The following is a 20,211-nucleotide window of genomic DNA, read 5'->3' as shown; positions in this document are numbered from 1 at the left end:
GGCGCGCTGACGGCGGCGGCGCGCGTAGGAGGTGTCGCCGGTGCGGTCCTCGATGCGGATGGGCAGGCCCATCTCCTCCACCGGGGTGGTGAGGTTGCGCCGGATGTCGGCGGCCAGCGCCTTGAGCGGCGAGATGTAGAGCGTGTGCAGCCCATCATGCGTGCCGTCGGCCAGTTCCGCCAGCGTGGGCAGAAACCCCGCCAACGTCTTGCCGCCGCCGGTGGGCGCGACCAGCAGCAGGGCGGGGGCGTCCGCGCGGTCCAGCATCTGCTGCTGATGCGGGTGGAGCGACCAGCCGTGGCGGGCGAACCAGTCGTGAAAGGAGGCGGGGAGGGGTGTCATGCCCAGCAAATAGGGCGGCGCGCCGGAAATTACATCCGGGCCGCTGCGACGCAGGCGCCGCATTCGCGGAGGTATGGCGCCTGCGGTGCCGTCAGATGCCTCCGGCGGGGATATTTAGGCGACAATGAGCGGATCAGCGCGCGATGGTCTCATCCTTAAGGAACATGTTGTCCCAGGCGCGGTCGATCAGCTCGGGCGTCATCTGATAGGGGATGCCCTCGAACTCGCAGATCGCGATTATCTGGTCGATCAGGAAGACCGGCTGATAGTTGGCGAAATTATTGTCGATGGCCGGATATTTCCGCTTGAGCAGATGCACCAGGGCGGGCTCGTTTAGGGGCATTTTTTTCTTCTTGGCCACGAGCGCGAAGATCTTGAGGAAATTCTGCTGGTCCGGCCCGTCGATCTTGATCTTGAAGAAGATCCGGCGCAGCGCCGCGCCGTCGAAGATCTCATTGGGGTGGAAGTTGGTGGAAAAGATCACCAGCGTGTCGAAGGGCACTTCGAATTTTTCGCCCGATTGCAGCGCGAGGATGTCCTTGTTTTCCTCCAGCGGGACGATCCAGCGATTGACCAGGCTTTGCGGGGGCTCTTCCTGTCGGCCCAGATCGTCCACGATGAACACCCCGCCCGTGGCCTTGAGTTGCAGCGACGCCTGATACGTGCGCGCGGTGGGGTTGTAGTTCAGATCGAGCATGGAAAGCTTGAGCTCGCCGCCCGTGACCACGGTGGGACGCTCGCAAAAGACGTAGCGGCGGTCAAAGCGGGTGGAGTTGCGCCGCAAGGCGGTGGGATCATCCGCCAGTTCCTCGGCGGCGTTGTGGACGATGGGGTCGTAGACCGAGATGATCTGGCCCGAATATTCGATCGCGCGGGGCACGTAGATCCTGTCGCCGAGCGCGTCGCGGATGCCGTTGGAGATTGAGGATTTGCCGTTGCCGGGGGGGCCGTACATCAGGATCGACCGGCCCGAGGTCACCGCCGGGCCCAGCTGGTCGAGCAGGGTGGGCGGCAGGATCAGGTGGCCCATGGATTGCGTCAGCTGCTGGCGGGTCAGCGCGATATTGCGGATGGATTGCCGTTCGACCTGCGCGCGGTAGGCATCCAGCGGCACGGGCATCGCGCCGTAATATTCCGATTGCGACAGCGCGTCGAGCGCGCGGGATTTGCCTGCCTCCGACAGTTTGAAGCCCATTTCGCTGCCGGAATTGGCGTGCAACGTGCCCGTGGCCTCGATCAGGTTCTGGGTTCGGCACAGGTCGATCAATTCCTGGGTCAGCGCGATCGGCATCGCGATGGCGGCGGCGATGTCGGTGTTGTATTCGAGGTTCTTGCGGAACATCGTCTTCAGAAGGATGTCGCGCATCATCACGCTCGACAGGCCGGTGTCGTCCAAGCCGCGCGGCGTGCGCGGTGCGGTGACCGCGATGTTTTCCATGTTCATGCGCTTGCCCCTTGCAATCGGCGTGTCCGGGCGCGCCGTGAGCTGTGGCGCGCGTTTTGAGCTGATTGCACACCGGATTTATGGCTTTTGAATGGCGTCAGCGGGTTGAGTGTGGGACATGGGGAGGACGCGCGCGTATTGATCAGGGGCAAGACATGAACAGGGCATCCATCCTCAACCTGATCCTGTTGTGTTTCGCGACGATCCTGAGCCTTGCCGCGCCCGTGTTGCTGAAGGGCGGGCTTTACCTCAGCCAGCATGAAGCCGATGCGCTGCACATGGTGCAGGGCGCGGTGCTGATGGCCGAGGGCGCCGTGCCGCACCGCGATTTCATGACGCCGCTGGGCCTGCTGGCGTTTGCCCCCATCGCCGCGCTCATGCGGGCGGGCTTGCCGGTGGGCATGGCCTATGTGCTGGTGCAGCTGGGGCTGGCGGTTCTGCTGTGGCCCGCGCTGGTCTGGGCTGCCGCGTCGCGCTTGCGCTTCGCGCCCGCCGCCCTGCTCTGTGTGGGGGTGCTGAGCCTGGTGCTGGCGATGGTCTATGGCGGTGCGGACGCCTATGTTTCGGTGTCGATGTACTATAACCGCTGGGCCTGGGCGCTGGCGACCGTGGCGATCATCCTGGCGGTGCTGCGCCCTTCGTATCGGCATAGCCAGATCCTGGACGGTCTTGTGCTGGGGCTGTGCCTGTCGGGGCTGGGGCTGCTGAAGGTGACCTATCTGGTGGCCTTTCTGCCCGCCATCGTGATCGCGCTGTCGTTGCGTGGGCAGGTGCTGGCGATCGCGGTGGCGCTGATCGTGGGCAGCTTGGCGATCCTGATGGTCAATACGGCCTTGGGGCCGGATGTCATGTGGGCCTATGTCGGCGACCTGCTGAGCGTTCTGCAATCGCCGGTGCGCCCCTATCCGGGGCTGGATCTGGCGGGCGTGGCGCTGGCTCCGCAATATGTGGCGGCCACCGCGGTGCTGCTGTTTTCCGTCGTCCTGTTGCGGCAGGGCGCGCGCAGGATCGAGGGGTTGGCCCTGCTGTTGCTGGCGCCGGGGTTCATCTATGTGAGCTATCAGAATTTCGGAAACGATCCGGTCTGGCTGCTGGCGCTGGCGGTGCTGATCTTTGCGCTGACGCCGCTGCGCCTGCTGCGCAACCAGTGGGATTGGGACCTGCGCCGGGCCTATACGGCCGCGGGAGTCGCGTCGCTGGCGCTGGCAGCCTCGATCTGGGCGAATTACCTGGCCAGCCCGTTCCGCATGGCGCTGGAGGATCGCGGGCGGTATCAGCATATGCTGCCCGAGGCGGCGGCGGCCCGCGATCTTTACGTTCTGGGCGTGCGCGCGGCGGATGTGCGGTATGTGGCGTATCTGGAGGGGCCGACCGAGGGGCAAGAGGGTCGGGCGGGCGACGCGGTGCCCAATCCGGGGTCCGATCCGGGGTCCGATCCGCGGCCTGTTCCAGGGCCGGGCCAGCGCGACGGTGCCGCCGATCCGGCCGATTGCCAGATACTCGACGGGGTCGTGACGCTCTACCAGCGCATGGCCGAGGATTTGCGCGACGGCGTGCCCGGCGACGCGCCGGTTTTCGTGGCGGATGTGTTCTCTCCGCTATGGCTGATGGGGGTGGGCAGGCCCGCACCGGGGGCGGCCATCTGGAACTACGGGCAGATTGACGGCGCGCAAGATGCGCGTTTCGTCGTCGAGCCGCGCTGCGCGGTCCGCGACGACGTGCGCAGCATCGTGATGCAGCGGCTCAAGGCACGCTACGGCGCGCGCATGACGCAGGTGCTGCGCAATGACCGGCTGACGCTTTATCGCCTTCAGCCGCCCGCGCAGGGGGCCGCGCAGAGTACCACGCAGGGTACCGGGGATCAGCCCCCCGCCAGCAACGAAAGCGCCAGGTAAATCAGCAGCGTCCCGGCCAGCGCCAGCCCCATCGGGAAATCGCCCTGCTTGTCCCAGCTTGTCCAGTCGGGGGTCATCCGCCGGACGGCGGGCACCAGCCGGAACAGGCGGTGCGTGGCGAATGCCCCCAGCAGCACGGAGGCGAAAATCATGAACAGCAACGCGCTGTCCTGGCGCGCGATGAACGGCGCCATGGCCGCCGCGAACTTGGCGTCCCCCGCGCCGATCAACCCGGCCGCATTGGCGACAAAGCCCGCCGCGATCACCACCGCGAAATGCGACCAGCGCCAGAGGTAGGCATCGAGCGGGAAGGCGATCAGCCCGGCCACAAGGAAGACCGCCATCAGCGCCAGCACCGCCTGGTTCTTGATCAGCATGAATTTCATGTCGCTCCAGGCGACCCAGATGCAGATCGGGATCGTCAGGGGCAGCAGCCAGGCAGCCTGTGCGCTCGTCGTTGCAAGCACGGGCGGTCAGGCCTGATCGAGCGTGCGCAGGCTGCGGGCCGCTTCCTCGAAATACTGGGGATGGGTGTCGATGGCCTCTTTCAGCAGGGCGCGGCCGGTGGCGACATCGCCCTTCTTGATCGCGGCCAGCGCGAGCGTGTGCAAAAGCTGCGCCTTTTCGATCTGGGTCATCGGCACCGCGGGCAGTTGATACCGCCCCTGCGCGCCGCGGGCCAGCACCAGGTTGTTCTTGGCGGTGAACAGGGTGCTGTCATGGGTGATCGCCTCGACGAACAACCGCTCCGCGCCCTCGTAATCGCCGCGTGTCAGCTTGGAAAAGCCCCAGTTGTTGAGCACGCCCGCCGGTTTCGTGGTCAGCCCCACGGCGGTTTCGTAGAAGGCGTCGGATTTCTTCCATTGCTTCTTGCTGTCGGCGATCATCGCCTCCAGCCGATAGCGCTTGTAGGTTTCATAGGTGGGTGGAACGCGGCGCAGTTCGGCCTCTGCCTTGGTCCAGTCGCCGGTGCGGATCAGCGCGTCGGCGTAATTCACCCGGTCGGTATTTTCCGCATCGGCCCCCGAGGTCAGCGTGTCGAAGACGGCCACGGCCTCCACCGGGCGCTGCGCGCGGATGAGCGATTGCGCCAGCCCCCGGCGCAGGTCGATGCGGTCGGGCTTGGCGGCGGAGCTGCGCTTGAAGTAGTCGACGGCTTCATTGGGGTCGGCGACGGTCAACATGATCTCGCTCAGGTTGGTCTCGTCGATCACATTCACGCTGTCGAGCGCGCGCTTGACCTGGGCGTCACCCGATTTTTCACAGGCGGAAACGGCGAAAATCAGGCCGAGGCCCATCGCTAAAATAACCGGGTGGCGCATTTTGCGTCCTTTTACTGCTCGGTGATCTGGGGCGCGGTCATCAGGCGATATGTCCCGTTGGCGTTCAGCACCAGATCGAATTCCTTGTCCGTATCCCGACCGTATTGGGTGTTTTCCGTCCTGGCGATAGCCAGCTTCAGATTTTCCCGGATGGCGTCCGATCCGCCACTATCCAGCGCATAGGCGCGGCGAAAGACCTCCATCGCCTCGGGGGCCTGGCCGGATTCCATCAGCACGACGCCCAGATTGTTCCAGGCGGGCACCAAGGCCGGGTCCCTGCGCACCGCCTGCCGAAGCAGACGCTCGGCCTGGCCCAGACGCCCCAGCCGCAGGTTGGCGGACCCCAGCGAGGCCAGCACCTGCGGCGTGGCGCCCAGCGTGCCGGCGGCGCGCAGATAGGCCTTGAGGGCCAGTTCGTATTGCTGTGCCTCCATCAGGCGGTGGCCGACGACCAGTCCGCTGACCGGCGCGCTTCGGGTTGCGACGCCCTTGGGCGGCTGGGGTCCGACGAAGCGGGGCGCGAGCGTGCCCCCGGTCCCGCAGCCTGAAAGCGCCAGCATCGTCACGATTAAAATGCCTGCTCGCATGACGCGGTCTGCTTCCTCTGTCTTGGACTACTTGCCGACGCCCCCGCCCAGCGTCTGCACGATTTCATAGATCGAGGGGCCGATCAGGATGATCATCAACGGGGGCACGGTGAACATCATCGTGCCCAGCGTCAACTTCGTCGGCAGCACGTTGGCCTTTTCCTCGGCGCGCATGACGCGTTTGTCACGCATTTCCTCGGCGTAGACCCGCAGCGCCTCGGCGATCGAGGTGCCGAAAGCGGCCGATTGGATCAACACGGTGACGAAGGAGGACACGTCCGCCACGCCGCAGCGCTCGCCCATGTCCTTGAGGACACTGACCTTGTCCTTGCCCGCCTTGACTTCGTAGGAGACGATTTCAAGCTCGTCGGCCAGCGCGGGAAAGCCCGCGCGGATTTCCTTGGCAACGCGGATGATGGCCTGATCCAGCGATTGTCCGGCCTCGACGCAGACCAGCATCAGATCCAGCGCGTCGGGAAAGCCGGAGACGATTTCCTCCTGACGCTTCTTGCGGCGCGAATTGACCCAGTAGCGCGGCAGCATGTAGCCCGCGCCGCCGGGCACCAGCACCGACAGCACCATCTTCTTGGTGGTCATGTCGCCGGTGATGATCGCATAGAGCACCCCCAGGATCAGAAAGCCGATTCCGAGCGCGAACTGCATGAAGTGGTAGGTCTGCACCGCCGAGCGCGAGGAATAGCCCGCTTGCAGCAGCTTGAGCCTGTTGGCCGAATATTCCTCGGCGTTCTGGGGTTCGAGGAAGCCCGAGAATCTGTCGAGCTTTTCGGAATTGGGATTGCGCTTGCTGCGCAGCGCCTTCTGGTCGGCCTTGCCGGGCGCGGGCGCGGCGTCCCTGTGGGCCTTCGTGGACTCCTTCAGGCGGCTGAGCGGATCGTTGTTGGGGCGCAGAAAGGCGGGGATCGCAACCACCACCAGCACCGCGCCAAGCCCGCCGACCGCGATCAGCGGACCCATCTCGCCCAGTTGTTCGACAAGCATCTGGTTGATCTGATTAAGGATTTTCATTTTCTCCACCTCAGACCTTGATATTGACCATGATGCGCATGAACACGACGTTGGCGGCCAGGAACAGGCCCACGACGATGCAGGCCGGAATGAAATAGGCCGTGTTCTGCACGTCGTCGTAGTAATCCGGCATGATGACGTTGATCGCCAGCAATGCCATTATCGGAAAGCCGGACAGGAACATGCCCGACCATTTCGCCTCGGCGGTGATGGCCTTCACGCGGCGGAACAGACGGAACCGCGCGCGGATGACCTTTGCCAGACCGCCGAGGATCTCGGCCAGGTTGCCGCCCGACTGCTGCTGGATCGATACCGCCACGGCAAGGAACCGCAGATCCTGCATGTCCATGCGCTCCGCCAGCGATTTCAGGCTTTCGGTGATGTCGCGCCCATAGGCGGCCTCATCCGCGATGACGCCGAATTCGCTGCCCAGCGGGTCCGCCACCTCTTTTGCGACGGTGGCGATCGAGTTCGAGAACGGGTGCCCCACCCGCAGCGAGCGCACCATGAGCTCAATCGCGTCGGGCAGCTGTTCCTCGACCATCGCGATGCGTTTCTTGGCCTTGCTGTTGATCCACATGTAGACCCCGCCCACCCCCATCACGGCGGAGACCAGGGCCCGCACCTGGAGCGTGGCGGATGTGCCGTAGGTCATGCCGATGAAGCTGAACACCGTCAGCCCGAACATGATCATCATGATCTGCGACGGCGAGAAGGCGATGTTGGCCTTTTGCGCCTTGTCGGCGATGATCGCGTAGAGCGGCAGGCGTTTTGCCTTCAGGTGCTGGCTCATCTCCTTGCGCAGCTGTTCCAGCACCTCCTCGCGGCCGCCGCCCTTTTCCATGAGCTCCAGCCGACGGTTGACGCGGTTGTTCAGGCTGATCGACTTGCCGAAGACGGTCAGGTAAAGCCCCTCGACCAGCAACAGGACGGCGATGAAGATCAGGCCGTAGATCAGTGGCTCTGTTCCGATTTGCATGATTGGTTACTCCGAAACAGGCTCGTAAAGATTGGGCGGCAGGTCATATCCCCATTGACGGAACCTGTCGGCATAATGGGACCGCAGGCCGGTCGCGGTGAAATGGCCGATGATCTTGCCGTCGGGGGCCAGGCCGGTGCGCTGATAGCGGAACACTTCCTGCATGGAGATCACGTCGCCTTCCATCCCCGTCACCTCGGTGATCGACACCATCCGGCGCGAGCCGTCTTGCAGGCGGCTGGCCTGCACGATCAGGTTGACCGCCGAGGAGATCTGGCTGCGTACCGCCTTGATCGGCATTTCGATGCCGGTCATCGCGATCATGTTCTCCAGCCGCGAGACACCGTCGCGCGCGCTGTTGGCGTGGATCGTCGTCATCGACCCGTCGTGGCCGGTGTTCATCGCCTGCAGCATGTCGATGACCTCTTCGCCGCGGGTTTCGCCCACGATGATGCGGTCGGGGCGCATCCTGAGCGCGTTCTTGAGGCAGTCGCGCTGCGACACGGCGCCCTTGCCCTCGACGTTGGCGGGGCGGCTTTCCATGCGGCCGACGTGGACCTGCTGAAGCTGAAGCTCGGCGGTGTCCTCGATCGTCAGGATGCGTTCGGAATTGTCGATGAAGGACGACAGCGCGTTCAGCGTCGTCGTCTTGCCCGAGCCGGTGCCGCCCGAGACGATGATGTTCAGCCGGCAGGCGACCGCGGCTTGCAGGTATTGCGCCATCTGTTCGGAGAAGGCGCCAAAGCGCACCAGATCGGGGATGCCCAGCTTTTCCTTCTTGAACTTGCGGATCGACACGAGCGAGCCGTCCACCGCGATCGGCGGCACCATCGCGTTGAAGCGCGAGCCGTCGGCCAGGCGGGCGTCGACATAGGGATTCGATTCGTCCACGCGGCGGCCCACCGCCGACACGATCTTGTCGATGATCCGCAGCAGGTGCTTTTCGTCGCGGAACGTCGTCTCGGACAGCGTCAGCTTGCCGTTGCGCTCCACGAAGACGCGTTTCGGGCCGTTCACCAGGATGTCGTTGACCGTCTCGTCCTTCAACAGCGGCTCCAGCGGGCCGAGGCCGGTGACCTCGTCATAGAGATCCTGATGCAGCGCGAAGCGTTCTTCCTTGTTGAGCACGACGCTCATCTCGTCCAGCGCCTCGGCGGAAATCGCCGCGATCTCCTGGCGCAGGTCGGCTTCCGAAGCGTGTTCCAGCGCGGACAGGTTCAGCGATTCGAGCAACCGCTTGTGCAGCTCGACCTTGACCTCGGTAAGCTTTTCGCGGCGCTTTTGTTCCTTGTCGACGGGGGCGGCCTTGGCGGGCGCGCGCGGCGCGGGTTGCGCGGTCTGTTTCGGCGCCTTGAGCGGCGCGGCGGCTTTCGCACGCGCCTGGGTTCCCTGGATCGGGACCGCTGCCACCGCGCCGGTCTTTTGCGGCACGTCCTTTTTGTATCGTGCAAACATGCTCTGCTCCGCCTTTTGGCTCAGGCCGCTTCGTGCGTGGCGGCCGCGATGTCGTGAATGGATTTCGCCAGTTTGGAAATTTCCTTGCGTACCGCGTTTTTGGCGGCATTGGTCGCCAGCGGCTTGCCGTGATCGCAGGCCTGCACCACGGCCTTGCCGCCGTCGGGAATCTGCACCTCCAGGTCGATGTCCAGACTGTCGGCCATCCGCTTGATCCGTGCCTTGCCCGACAGATCGGTAAAGCCGGGGGCGCGGTTCAGCACGTATTTCAGCTTCTCGAAGGGCAGATCCTCGGATTTCAACGCGCGGACCATGCGCAGCGTGTTCTGGGCGGAGCGCATGTCCATCTCGAGCAGAGAGAAATAGACATCGGCGTGTTCCAGGACCGTTTCGGTCCATTGCACCAGCGTGCTGGGCATGTCCACGATGACATAATCGAACTGCGCCTTGGCCTTTTCGATGATCGTGTTGACATCCTCGGGCGTGATCATGTCGAGCGGCAGGATCTCACCGGGCGCGGTCAGCACCTGCAACTTTTGCTCATAGGTGGTCAACGCGGCGCGGAAGGCTTCGAAATCGACCGCCTCGGTGTCGGACCACAGCTCGAACACGGCCTCCTTGCGGGGCAGGTCCAGATAGGTCGATACGGCGCCGAATTGCAGGTCGAGGTCGATCAGGCAGACGCGCGGGCTGTCGGATTTCGACACTGTCGCCAGTTCCCACGCCAGATTTGTCGCCAGCATCGACGCGCCCACACCGCCCGCCAGCCCGTGGATGGCAAAGAGCGACCCGTTGCGCGGCGCGCTTTGCACCAGCGTGGAATCGGCCGGGGTGCTGTGCATCTGCACGACCTGCATCGCCTCGGGCTCGGGGCGGCGCAGGCGTTCGATCGCGTCGTGCAGCGCGCCGTCGGGCAGCGGGTAGGGCAGGAAATCGTCGGCGCCGATGCGCAGCATCTGGTGCAGCATCGCCGGGCTGACGTCCTTGGTCACCAGGATGACCTTGATGTCCGCGTCCTTGGCGATCTGGATGATGTCGCAGATATCGGCGACGCGGCCGCGATCGGTGTCGTCGATCGCCAGGGCGATGAACTCCAGATTGTCCGCATCGGGCATGGAGAAGAATTCAGCGGCGTCGTCGAAATCCAGATCACCCCAACGGTCGCCCAGTTCGGTTTCCATCTCTTCGATCAGAAGTTCAAATTCCTGGATATCGCGGGCCAGCGTGCAGGCCGAAATTGGCGCTGCGGTGGCTTCGGACGCATTACTGGTCATGTTGATCGTACCCTCATACTCTGCTCTGCTCGGGGCTACGACAATGTGCGGATTATTCTTCCGCATCTAAGTGCCGCCCCCGGTCACGTACATGGCGATCCCGAAACTGGATGCTGCATGTGTTCTCCGACGAAACTGCCGGAAAACTGGGGCAGGATTAGGGCCAAATAGGTATTTGTTTTAGGGGGCTGCGGGGGCTGCCTGGGCGGCTGCACTACCCTGAGCGGGCTTGGCGCTCTTGACGTACTCGCGGAAGATGACTTCGGCGTATTTGCCGTTCAGAACCATCGGATGGGAGCCGACGAATCCCGACACTTCGGTCACGGTGCGCCGGTTGCGGCGCTCGGGCTCCGACGTGGCCACGAGCGGCCGCGTCTCGCCGTAAGAGGCCAGCGCCTGCAATCGCGAGCGGCTGACGCCCTGCGCGACCAGATAGTTGAGCGCGGCCTGCGCCCGGCGCAGACCCAGCCGCTTGTTGTAGGCGGCCGAGCCGACCAGATCGGTGTGCCCGTAGACGCGGAATTTCACCTCGGGGAATTGCTGGATCCAGCTGGCCTGACGGCGCAGGGTCGCGCGCGATGCGGCATCCAGGCGGCTGCTGTTGAAGGGGAAGTTGATGGTGGAATCGACCTCGGCGGCAAAGCGGCGCGCCAGGCTGATCCGGGCAGATTGGCGCCCGGTCTGCACCAGCTCGTTGTTCATGGTCGGGTTGCCGAAATTGCCCTCGTCCAGCACGTAGCCCGCTTCGCGGTCGGTGATCAGGCTACAGGCGGACACCGCGCCCGCCAGGGCCAGGACGCCGATCCGTCGAAAATATCCGCCGCTCATCGCCATCACTCCATCACATAGCCGTAAGAGCCCGAGAAATCCTGCCGCGCGACTTCGCCGGCCGGACCTTTTTGCGGCTTGGCACCGCCCACGACCTTGCCCGACAGGAACAGCTCACGTTCGCTGGGCAGCTGGATGCGGTCGGTCGGCAGGGCCAGCGCCTCGCCCCGCGTGGGGCTGACGAGATGCGGCGTCACGATGATCACAAGCTCGCTCTGGCGGCGCGAATAATCGGCGCTGCGAAACAGCGCGCCAAGGATCGGGATGTCGCCCAGCCACGGCACCTGGCTGTTGAGATCGGTGAAGTCATCCTGCAACAGCCCGGCAATGGCAAAGCTTTCGCCGTCGCGCATTTCCACCGTGGTGGACGCCTCGCGCTTGGAAAACGCGTTGACCGAAAAGCCGCCGTTCTGCACCGTCACCGTGGTGTCGATGCTGCTGACCGTCGCCTTCATTTCCAGGTTGATGACGTCCTTGTCCACCACGCGCGGCGTGAAGCCGAGCTGCACGCCGAAGGGCTTGTATTCGATGGCCACGTTGCCCTGGCCGTCGACGACGGGGATCGGGTATTCGCCGCCGGCGAGGAACGTGGCCTCCTGGCCCGAAAGCGCGGTCAGGTTGGGTTCGGCCAGGGTGCGCACGACACCCTTGGATTCAAGCGCCTCCAGCAGCACGGCGAATTGCAGGCTGCCGGCCGAAAAGCCGAGCGAGAACGCCCCGGCGCGGCCGGGGTTCGACGCTGGCGCGCTGGCGTTGGGCGCGGTGAACGTGTTGTTGGAGCTGAATTTCTGCGAGCCCAGCGCCGCGCCGTCCCCGCTGGCGCCCAGGTTGGACACGCCCAGCGATGCGGTCAGGTTCTTGCTGACGGAACGCTGCATTTCGGCGAAGCGGACCTTCAGCATGACCTGCTGGTTGCCGCCCACCGACATCAGGTTCGACACCCGGTCGGGCGCATAGCGCTGCGCCAGTTCCAGCGCCCGGTCCAGCCGCGCGGTGGAGGACACCAGCCCCGACAGCACGATGCCGTCGTTGGCGGTGCGCACCTCGATGCGTTCACCGGGAAGGATCTGTTGTAGCCGTTCCTTGAATTCCGCGATGTCGGGGGTCACCCGCACCTCGACATTGGCGATCAGCCGACCGTTGGGACCCAGCAGCGTCAGGGTGGTGCGGCCGGGCGTCTTGCCCAGCACGTAGATGGATTTGTCCGACAGCGTCGCAATGTCGGCAATGCCCGGATTGGCCACTGACAGTTCCGCGAAGGGGCTGTCGCTTTCGACGACGACCGCACGGTTCATGGGGACATTCAGCACGCGGGCGACATCGCCCTGCATGACCCGCAGCACCTGGGCGTCGGCCGGGCCGGTGGGGCCGCCCGCCGCTACGGCAACGCCGCAGGCCGCTGCCCAAAGAAAGCTCTTGATACGCATGTGACCTGCCTCTCCGATCACTGTTCAAACGGGTCTTTTCGCCCATGATTGAGGCGACGATGGCGGAAACGGCTTTAATTTGCAAGAATCAAAGGGCTGACCGACGGTCTTGCGCCCTGAGTTGAGGCTTTCCCCTGTCGCCCAAAAGACACAGATGCCGCCCCCGGGGGCGGCATCTGCCGAAAACAATTTGGTCTAGTTGGAGCAGGGAATCGGTATTTCCACCACTTCCGCGCCGCGCCGGGTGCGGATCGTGCAGACCTCGGGGTTCTTGGCTTCGACGACCTTTTCGTCGACGATCCCCAGAAGCGTGCGCTGGTTCACGTCCGCCGCCTGGGCAATGCTGTCGTCCTGCGTGCCCACCAGCGACAACGACAGCCGCCCGGTGCTTTGCGCCTGGGCCAGCGCCGCGACCTGCTGCGGGCTCAGCTCGACCGTCACGGTGCGCGCGATCAGCGGGTTGTTGCGGCTGGTGTCCGAGGTCTGGTCGATCGCGATCAGCTTGACGCCCGCCTCGATCAGCTTGGTGATCGTGTCGCCGCCGCCATCGCCCGCGCCGCCGCCGGACCAGTAGATGTCCACATGATCGCCCGGACGCAGGAAGCCCGACACCCCCGTCGCCACGTCCACGCGGATCGCGAAGGCCCGCATCCCCTTGGCCAGACGCGAAGACACGCCCGCGTCCTCGCCCGGTTCGGTGACTTTCAGCGCCATGAGCACTTCCTTGTCCTCGATCTGGCGCACCACAAAGCGCGGCTTGTCACCATCGCCGGGGAACAGCTCGGCTTCGGTCCGGAACGCGCCCTCGGGGACCGAGCTGACCGGAAAGGGGACCAGCTTGACGTCTTCCTTGGTCACGCGCTCACCGTATTCGAGCACGCGCGTGGCGACATAGACATCCTCCAGCGGGACCTTCTTGCGGATCTCGGCCTGTTGCTGGGCCAATGCCGACTGATATTGACTTATCCGGCCCTGCGCCATGAACACCGCGAAACCCGCAAGGCCCACGCCCAGGATAAGAACCAGTCCGAAAACAAATCTCATCGTTTTGTCCTTTCGTCTCGCCGACAAAGCTGGCTTCCGGGGGGAAGTCAGGGCGGCACACTCGTTACGTCATTTCAGGATAGGGGCGGAATTGGGCGAAACCGTGGTGGCTTGGCGGTGAATCGAAGGATCTCGCGAAGGCGGCACCAGAACGGCGGCGGCAACATGAAAGAGGCCGCACCCGTGGGGCGCGGCCTCTTTCATGCGCGTGGCAAAGATTACTTCAGTTTGACCAGATCCGACGAGATGTCGGTGGCCAGCGCGGTCACACCGCCCTTGACGCTGGTCAGAACCACGGCGCCCAGGCCGACGATGGCTGCGGTCAGCACGACCCAGTCAACCGTGACTGCGCCGTCTTCGTCTTTTGCAAATTTGAAAAGTTTCATTTTGTATCCCTCCAAGGATAAGTTCGATCAGGTTTCCACGTAACCGATGCGCCTTATTGCCTGCCTCTCGACACGTCGTCGCTGCGGTATGGGACTAATTAGCCGAATGATTGGGGCAAGAGTTTGGCGCATTCTGTGCATTTTTGCATCGTGCGGAAAAACCTAAAATTTCACATTCAAGGCGTTGATAACGATGAAAATTATTTTGAATTTTGCGCGTATAACTGTTGCGCGCGTGCTATTTCGACGGCCAAAAGCAAGGCCGCGGCAGCGGCGCGGGGCGAAAGAAGTGGTTTTTGAACCACAGATTTGCAAGCGTCGGATCAGGTGGGAAATCGAGGCGGGGCGGCGCAAGCGGCCCGAAGACCGGATACCGCCCCGCGCACGGGCCAGAGCAGGAGCCGCAGGCAATGTTGAAATCGGCGACCCTTATGATGGCGCTTTGTGCCGCGGGCGGCGTGCAGGCGCAGGGCCTTCCGAGCATCGGCGCGGCAGGGGCCGCACCCCGGTCCTCCGACGAAAGCCGGACCAGGATCGGGTCCGCCGGGAGCCGGGCCGAGACCGCGGCGGGCATCGCGGCTGGCGTCACGACCGGCATCACGACGGGGACGGGCGCGCCGGTTCGGCCATCGGCTGCGCCTGCCTTTACCTTCAAGCGGGTTCGTCCGCCCCGGTCGGGCGCGGCGCGGCGCATCACCGTGCAGATCGTGCCCGAAGAACAGGAGCGCGCGTTGCGCGTGTCGCTGCCTGCCGATCCGGCCCCTCCCAAACCGTCCCGGACCGCCTGGTTCTGGCAGGCGGTGTCGCCCACGTTGCGCGATGCCTCGCCCGCGCGGTTCCAGGTGGCGATAAAGGCGCTTTCGGCCGCGCCCGAGGGCGGCGCCATCGCGTCGCCCCGCTTGCAGGACATGCAGATGATCGCCCGCGCCTTCGGCCGCGATATCCTGCTGGCCACGGTGGGCACGAAAGTGTCGCCCGCGCTGGTGCTGGCGGTGATCGCCGTCGAATCGGACGGGCGCGAGGAGGCGAGCAGCAGCAAGGGCGCGCGCGGGTTGATGCAGCTGATGCCCGACACCGCCGCGCGCTTCGGCGTCGATGCCTCGGTCGCGCAGGAAAACATCAAGGGCGGCGTGGCCTACTTGGACTGGCTGATCGAGCGGTTCGACGGCGATACGGTTCTCGCGCTGGCGGGGTATAATGCGGGCGAGAACGCGGTCGCCAGATATGAGGGCGTGCCGCCCTATGCCGAGACGCGCGACTACGTGCCGAAGGTCATTTCCGCTTGGAACGTCGCACGCGGCCTTTGCGTGACGCCGCCGCAGCTGGCGGGCGACGGCTGCGTTTTCGCCGGGACGGAGGCGCGGGGATGAATATTGCGCGCACTACCGTCGTGCATGGCGACCGGGACCTGCTGAAATCCGATCTGCGGGCGGAAAGGTTCCTCTCGGCGCTGGGTGCGGCGCCGCTTTCGACGGTGGCGCTGCTGGGCGCGCGGCTGCGACGAAGAGGCGGGCACGGGGAGGGCGGGCACGGGGAGGGCGTCCACGGAACCCGGCAAGCGCTGCCCGACCTGCCCGACCTGCCCGAGTTGCCCGAGTTGGACGAAGACCGCTTGCGGCGTCTGCCGGTCTGTCGCGACACGCTGGCGGAGCTGCGCCGTTCCGTCGAGGCGGGCATTCCCACCGTCGTGCAGGCGCGCCGCCCGGTGGACCAGATGCGCAGGCTTCTGGCCGCGCACGGGCTGGGCGGTGTCGCGGTGGTCGCGCAGTCGCGTGGCGGGGATGTCATGCCCGACCTTATGCCGGGCCCGGACAGCGCAGGCGCCGTGCCGCGCGCGCCGCGGTCGGCTGCCGTGCGCTGGCGCCTGCGGGATCTGGGCCGGGCACTCCGGCCGCATCAATGGGTCAAGAATATCCTGCTGTTGCTGCCCGTCGTGGCCGCGCATCGTTTCGATGCCGCCGCGCTGTTGCCGGTGCTGCTGGGGATGGTGGCGTTTTCCGCCGCCGCATCCTGTATCTATGTGCTCAACGACCTGCTGGATCTGGACGCCGACCGGCAGCATGTGACGAAACGCAACCGCCCCTTCGCCTCGGGCGCGGTGCCTCTGGGGGTCGGCGCGGCCTGCGCGCTGGGGCTGGGCGGGCTGGCGCTGGCGCTGGCGGGACTGCTCAACCCGGCGTTCCTGCTGCTGATCGGCGTCTACATGGCGCTGTCGCTCGGCTATTCGCTGAAACTCAAGCGTATGCGCTGGATCGACATCGCGACGCTCGCCGCGCTTTACACGCTGCGGGTGGTGGCGGGGGCGCTGGCCGCGCAGGTGATGACCACCGGCTATCTGCTGGTGTTCATCTATCCCGTCTTTCTGACGTTGGCATCTGTCAAACGTCTGACCGAGCTGACGCTGGCCACATCGGATGCGCGGCTGCCGGGGCGGGGCTATGCGCGCGGCGACCGCGGCGATTTGCTGAATGTGGCTTCTCTGGGCACGGTGGCGGCGCTGGTGGTGTTTTTCCTCTACAGCTTCACCGACCACGCGCTGTCGCTTTATCCGGTGCAATGGATCATGTGGGTGTCGCTGGTGCCGATTGCGGGCTGGCTGGTGCGGATGGTCTGGCTGGGCTATGCGGGCAAGCAGGACCACGACCCGATCGTCTTCGCGATGCGAGACCGCTACGGGTTGAGCATGCTGGTGTTCACGCTGACGCTGATGTTCTACGCCGCCGGGCTGATTGTCTGAGCGCGCGGACCGGCCGGGCGCGCCGTTGCGGCGACAGCGGGGGCAGGGCGGCCGCGGGTGCCTACCAATGCGGCGGGCGCTGGTCGGCCAGCGGCAGCGATCCGTCCTCTTGCGATTCCCGTTCGGCGGCGCGGTGCAGCAGCATGTCGACGCGGCGTTCCAGGCGGGCGATCTGCGCCTCTTGCCGCGCGACCACCTCTGACAGGTCCTCCAGCATGCGTTCCAGGTGGGCTGCGCGTTCTTCCAGATGCAAAATGGCGTCGGTCATATGTCTGATCCTCATGTGCGGCTGTGCCGGGCGTCTGGCGGCATGACGCGGCTGGCGTTATCGCGGACGCGCAGCTTGTGCCTGCGGCTTGCCCCCTTCGTCCAGCCCATATAAACGCAGCCGCGACAGCGCTGAACTGGCCGCAAGGACCGAATTTCATGGCGAAGCCCAAAAAGACCCCCCGCCCCAAGGCCGAAACGCCCAAGGGCTTTCGCGATTATTTCGGCGCCGAGGTGGCGCAGCGCAAGACCATGCTGGACCGCATCGCCGCGGTCTATCATCGCTACGGCTTCGACGCGCTGGAAAGCTCGGCCGTGGAAACGGTGGAGGCGCTGGGAAAATTCCTGCCCGATGTGGACCGCCCGAATGAGGGTGTCTTCGCGTGGCAGGAGGCCGACGAGAACGACAGGGGCGACTGGCTGGCGCTGCGCTACGATCTGACGGCGCCGCTGGCGCGGGTCTATGCCCAGCACCGCCACGACCTGCCGACGCCCTATCGCCGCTATGCGATGGGCCCGGTCTGGCGCAACGAAAAGCCGGGGCCGGGGCGGTTCCGGCAGTTCTATCAATGTGACGCGGATACCGTCGGCGCCGCGAGCGTCGCCGCCGACGCGGAGATCTGCGCGATGCTGGCCGACACGCTGGAGGAGGTCGGCATTCCCCGCGGCGACTACATCGTGCGGGTCAATAACCGCAAGGTGCTGAATGGGGTGATGGAGGTCGCGGGCGTGCTCGACCCCGCCGATCCCGACCGCTTCGCGCAGGAGCGCGGCATCGTGCTGCGCGCGATCGACAAGCTCGACCGGCTGGGCCCCGACGGCGTGCGCGCCCTTCTGGGCGAGGGGCGCGAGGATGCATCGGGCGATGTCACCAAGGGGGCCAACCTGGCCCCGGCGCAGGCCGACGCGGTGATGGGCTTCATGGCCGCCAGGGGCGCGGATGGCGCCGCGACCGTCTCGCGCCTGCGCGAGCTGGTCGCCGACAGCGCGACAGGCCGTGAAGGCGTGGACGAGCTGGAAGAGATCGCCACCCTGCTGGCCGCGCAGGGCTACGGCCCCGACCGGATCGAGATCGATCCCTCGGTCGTGCGCGGGCTGGGGTATTACACCGGCCCCGTCTTCGAAGCGGAGCTGACCTTTCGGATCGAGGACGAGAAGGGCCGCCTGCGGCAATTCGGCTCGGTCGCGGGGGGCGGGCGCTATGACGATCTGGTCAAGCGGTTCACCGGGCAGGCGGTGCCGGCGACGGGCGTGTCCATCGGTGTCGACCGGCTGCTGGCCGCGCTGCGCGCCAAGGGCCGGGTGGGCAGCGACAGCGCCGGACCGGTGGTGGTGACGGTGATGGATCGTGCACGGATGGCCGACTATCAGTCCATGGTGGCCGAGCTGCGCGCCGCGGGCATCCGGGCCGAGGTCTACCTGGGCAATCCCAAGAACTTCGGCAATCAGTTGAAATACGCCGACCGGCGTGGCGCGCCCGTGGCGGTGATCCAGGGCGAGGACGAGGCCGCGCGCGGCGTCGTGCAGCTGAAGGATCTGGCGCTGGGCGCGAAGATTGCCGAAAGCGCCACGCTGGAGGAATGGAAAAGCCAGCCCGCGCAAATCGAGGTGCCGCGCGCCGAGCTGGCCGCCCGGGTGGGCGAGATGATCGCAGGCGCGGCGGAGAGCCTGGAATGGGAGTGAGCCCGCCCAAGCTGGAGCTGCGCGCCGAGGCCGCGCGCCTGCAGGCGGTGTTTCTGGATGCGGGCGCGCAGCCGGTGGAAACCGACATCCTGCAACCGGCCGAAACCCTGCTGGATCTTTACGGCGAAGACATCCGCGCGCGCGCCTATGTCACCGCCGACCCGCTGCGCGGCGAGCGGATGCTGCGCCCGGATTTCACCGTGCCGGTGGTGCAGATGCATATGCAGGGCGGCGCCGATCCCGCGCGCTACACCTATGCCGGCGAGGTCTTTCGCAAGCAGGAAGCCAGCGCCGAGCGTGCGGCGGAATATCTGCAAGTGGGGCTCGAGATCTTCGGCGGGAGCGATCCGGCCCGCGCCGACGCCGAGGTGTTCGATCTGGTGCAGCGCGCGCTGAGCGGTTTGAACCTGCGCGCGTCGACGGGTGATATCGGCATCCTGCGCGCCGCGGTCGAGGGGCTGGAAACCACGCGCGGGCGCAGGGATGCGTTGTTGCGCCACATCTGGCGCCCCCGGCGGTTCCGTGCCTTGCTGGAACGCTTCGCGGGGATCACCCCGCCGGATCCGTCGCGCCTGGCGCTGCTGGAGGACGATATCGACGGGCTGCTGTCGCAGGCGGGTCCGCAGATCGGCCTGCGCGGCGCCGAAGAGATCCGCGCGCGCCTGCTGGCCCTGCGCGAGGAGGTCCGGACCCCGCCCTTGTCGTCCGAGCAGACCGGCGTGCTGGAAGACCTGGCCGCGGTGCGCGAGACCGCTCCGAACGCGCTGTCGCACATGCGCGACATGGCCGTCGATCTGCCGCGCATCACCCCCGCGCTCGATCTGATGGAGCGGCGGCTGGAGGCGCTGGCGGCGCGTGGCGTGGCCGTCGACCGGCTGGAGTTCGAAGCAAGCTATGGGCGCACCACGATGGAATATTACGACGGCTTCGTCTTCGGGTTCTCTGTGGCCGACCGGGCCGATCTGCCCCCCGTCGCGACCGGCGGCCGCTATGACGCGCTGACCCGCGTGCTGGGGCAGGGCCGTGCCATCCCCGCGGTGGGCGGCGTCATCCGCCCCGAGCTGACCCGTGCGCAGCGGGAGGCGGGGGCATGAGCGTGAAACTCGGCGTGCCGTCCAAGGGGCGGCTGATGGAGAAGACCTTCGCCTGGTTCGCGGAGCGGGGTATCCAGGTGGCGCGCAACGGGTCGGAGCGCGAATATTCCGGCGTGGTCGAAGGTGTGCGCGGTGTCGAGCTGGTGCTGCTGTCGGCCGGAGAGATCCCGCGCGAGCTGGCCGCCGGACGTATCCACCTTGGTGTGACCGGATCGGACATGGTGCGCGAAAAGCTGGCCGCCTGGGACAGCCGGGTCGAAGAGCTGGAAGAACTGGGCTTTGGCCATGCCGATCTGGTCATCGCGGTGCCCAAGGCCTGGATCGACGTGTCCACGCTGGACGATCTGGATGCGGTCGCGGCGGCCTTTCGCGCGCGCCACGGGTTCCGATTGCGGATCGCGACGAAATACCACCGGCTGGT

20 protein-coding genes are annotated in these 20,211 nt (G+C 65.7%); 6 read left to right on the top strand and 14 right to left on the bottom strand.

Annotated elements, in window-relative coordinates:
- The coding region (locus ACU0BR_RS04810; protein ID WP_446155715.1) for a DEAD/DEAH box helicase at positions 1–342 on the bottom strand (342 nt) is incomplete at its 3' end.
- 133 nt (positions 343–475) lie between these two features.
- Positions 476–1,786 (bottom strand): ATPase, encoded by a 1,311-nt coding sequence (locus ACU0BR_RS04805; protein WP_446155714.1) that lies wholly within the window; start codon positions 1,784–1,786, stop codon positions 476–478.
- A 155-nt stretch (positions 1,787–1,941) separates the two neighbouring features.
- On the opposite strand from ACU0BR_RS04805, the gene ACU0BR_RS04800 reads away from it, so the two are divergent.
- A complete protein-coding gene (locus tag ACU0BR_RS04800; protein ID WP_446155713.1) occupies positions 1,942–3,681 on the top strand; it encodes a hypothetical protein in 1,740 nt (579 codons plus the stop codon).
- Here the strand turns inward: ACU0BR_RS04800 and ACU0BR_RS04795 are convergent.
- The 11 genes from ACU0BR_RS04795 to ACU0BR_RS04745 all read right to left on the bottom strand — a co-directional run bounded on the left by ACU0BR_RS04795 (position 3,648) and on the right by ACU0BR_RS04745 (position 14,009).
- Entirely contained in the window at positions 3,648–4,148 is a 501-nt protein-coding gene (locus ACU0BR_RS04795; RefSeq protein WP_446155712.1) for a prepilin peptidase, read from the bottom strand. The two genes, ACU0BR_RS04800 and ACU0BR_RS04795, sit on opposite strands and share 34 nt — an antisense overlap.
- A 6-nt stretch (positions 4,149–4,154) precedes the next feature.
- Positions 4,155–5,003, bottom strand: a complete 849-nt coding sequence (locus ACU0BR_RS04790; protein ID WP_446155711.1) for a tetratricopeptide repeat protein — start codon at positions 5,001–5,003, stop codon at positions 4,155–4,157.
- Positions 5,004–5,014: 11 nt separating this feature from the next.
- Positions 5,015–5,590 (bottom strand): tetratricopeptide repeat protein, encoded by a 576-nt coding sequence (locus ACU0BR_RS04785; protein ID WP_446155710.1) that lies wholly within the window; start codon positions 5,588–5,590, stop codon positions 5,015–5,017.
- Positions 5,591–5,617: 27 nt separating this feature from the next.
- Positions 5,618–6,616 carry a type II secretion system F family protein gene (locus tag ACU0BR_RS04780; RefSeq protein WP_446155709.1) on the bottom strand — a complete coding sequence of 333 codons (999 nt, stop codon included), beginning with the start codon at positions 6,614–6,616 and terminating at the stop codon, positions 5,618–5,620.
- 10 nt (positions 6,617–6,626) lie between these two features.
- Positions 6,627–7,595 (bottom strand): type II secretion system F family protein, encoded by a 969-nt coding sequence (locus ACU0BR_RS04775; RefSeq protein WP_446155708.1) that lies wholly within the window; start codon positions 7,593–7,595, stop codon positions 6,627–6,629.
- 6 nt (positions 7,596–7,601) lie between these two features.
- Entirely contained in the window at positions 7,602–9,050 is a 1,449-nt protein-coding gene (locus ACU0BR_RS04770) for a CpaF family protein (protein ID WP_446155707.1), read from the bottom strand.
- Positions 9,051–9,070: 20 nt separating this feature from the next.
- Complete coding sequence (locus tag ACU0BR_RS04765) at positions 9,071–10,324, bottom strand: AAA family ATPase (protein WP_446155706.1); 1,254 nt, start codon at positions 10,322–10,324, stop codon at positions 9,071–9,073.
- A 180-nt stretch (positions 10,325–10,504) separates the two neighbouring features.
- Positions 10,505–11,152: an OmpA family protein gene (locus tag ACU0BR_RS04760; protein WP_446155705.1), complete on the bottom strand. Its 648-nt coding sequence runs from the start codon at positions 11,150–11,152 to the stop codon at positions 10,505–10,507.
- A gap of 5 nt (positions 11,153–11,157) precedes the next feature.
- The gene (locus ACU0BR_RS04755; RefSeq protein WP_446155704.1) at positions 11,158–12,579 is read right to left on the bottom strand and encodes a type II and III secretion system protein family protein; all 1,422 of its coding nucleotides are present in this window, start codon (positions 12,577–12,579) and stop codon (positions 11,158–11,160) included.
- Between the two features lie 195 nt (positions 12,580–12,774).
- Positions 12,775–13,623, bottom strand: a complete 849-nt coding sequence (gene cpaB / locus ACU0BR_RS04750) for a Flp pilus assembly protein CpaB (protein WP_446155703.1) — start codon at positions 13,621–13,623, stop codon at positions 12,775–12,777.
- Positions 13,624–13,841: 218 nt separating this feature from the next.
- Complete coding sequence (locus ACU0BR_RS04745; protein ID WP_446155702.1) at positions 13,842–14,009, bottom strand: Flp family type IVb pilin; 168 nt, start codon at positions 14,007–14,009, stop codon at positions 13,842–13,844.
- Between the two features lie 410 nt (positions 14,010–14,419).
- Here ACU0BR_RS04745 and ACU0BR_RS04740 point away from each other — a divergent pair, with 410 nt between their 5' ends.
- Positions 14,420–15,379 (top strand): lytic transglycosylase domain-containing protein, encoded by a 960-nt coding sequence (locus tag ACU0BR_RS04740; RefSeq protein ID WP_446155701.1) that lies wholly within the window; start codon positions 14,420–14,422, stop codon positions 15,377–15,379.
- Positions 15,376–16,746 carry a UbiA family prenyltransferase gene (locus tag ACU0BR_RS04735; RefSeq protein WP_446155700.1) on the top strand — a complete coding sequence of 457 codons (1,371 nt, stop codon included), beginning with the start codon at positions 15,376–15,378 and terminating at the stop codon, positions 16,744–16,746. The genes ACU0BR_RS04740 and ACU0BR_RS04735 overlap by 4 nt, the downstream gene beginning before the upstream one ends.
- A 61-nt stretch (positions 16,747–16,807) precedes the next feature.
- Here the strand turns inward: ACU0BR_RS04735 and ACU0BR_RS04730 are convergent, their stop codons facing one another.
- Complete coding sequence (locus ACU0BR_RS04730; RefSeq protein WP_446155699.1) at positions 16,808–17,014, bottom strand: SlyX family protein; 207 nt, start codon at positions 17,012–17,014, stop codon at positions 16,808–16,810.
- 158 nt (positions 17,015–17,172) lie between these two features.
- On the opposite strand from ACU0BR_RS04730, the gene hisS reads away from it, so the two are divergent.
- From hisS to hisG, 3 genes are all read left to right on the top strand, one after another.
- The gene (hisS, locus tag ACU0BR_RS04725; RefSeq protein WP_446155698.1) at positions 17,173–18,696 is read left to right on the top strand and encodes a histidine--tRNA ligase; all 1,524 of its coding nucleotides are present in this window, start codon (positions 17,173–17,175) and stop codon (positions 18,694–18,696) included.
- Positions 18,687–19,790 carry an ATP phosphoribosyltransferase regulatory subunit gene (locus tag ACU0BR_RS04720; RefSeq protein ID WP_446155697.1) on the top strand — a complete coding sequence of 368 codons (1,104 nt, stop codon included), beginning with the start codon at positions 18,687–18,689 and terminating at the stop codon, positions 19,788–19,790. Before hisS ends, ACU0BR_RS04720 begins: the two co-directional genes overlap by 10 nt.
- The coding region (gene hisG / locus ACU0BR_RS04715) for an ATP phosphoribosyltransferase (protein WP_446155696.1) at positions 19,787–20,211 on the top strand (425 nt) is incomplete at its 3' end. The genes ACU0BR_RS04720 and hisG, both read left to right, overlap by 4 nt.

It is taken from the genome of Brevirhabdus sp., assembly GCF_052826345.1.
The sequence above is the reverse complement of the archived record's forward strand: the minus strand, read 5'-3'. Positions and strand labels throughout refer to the sequence as shown.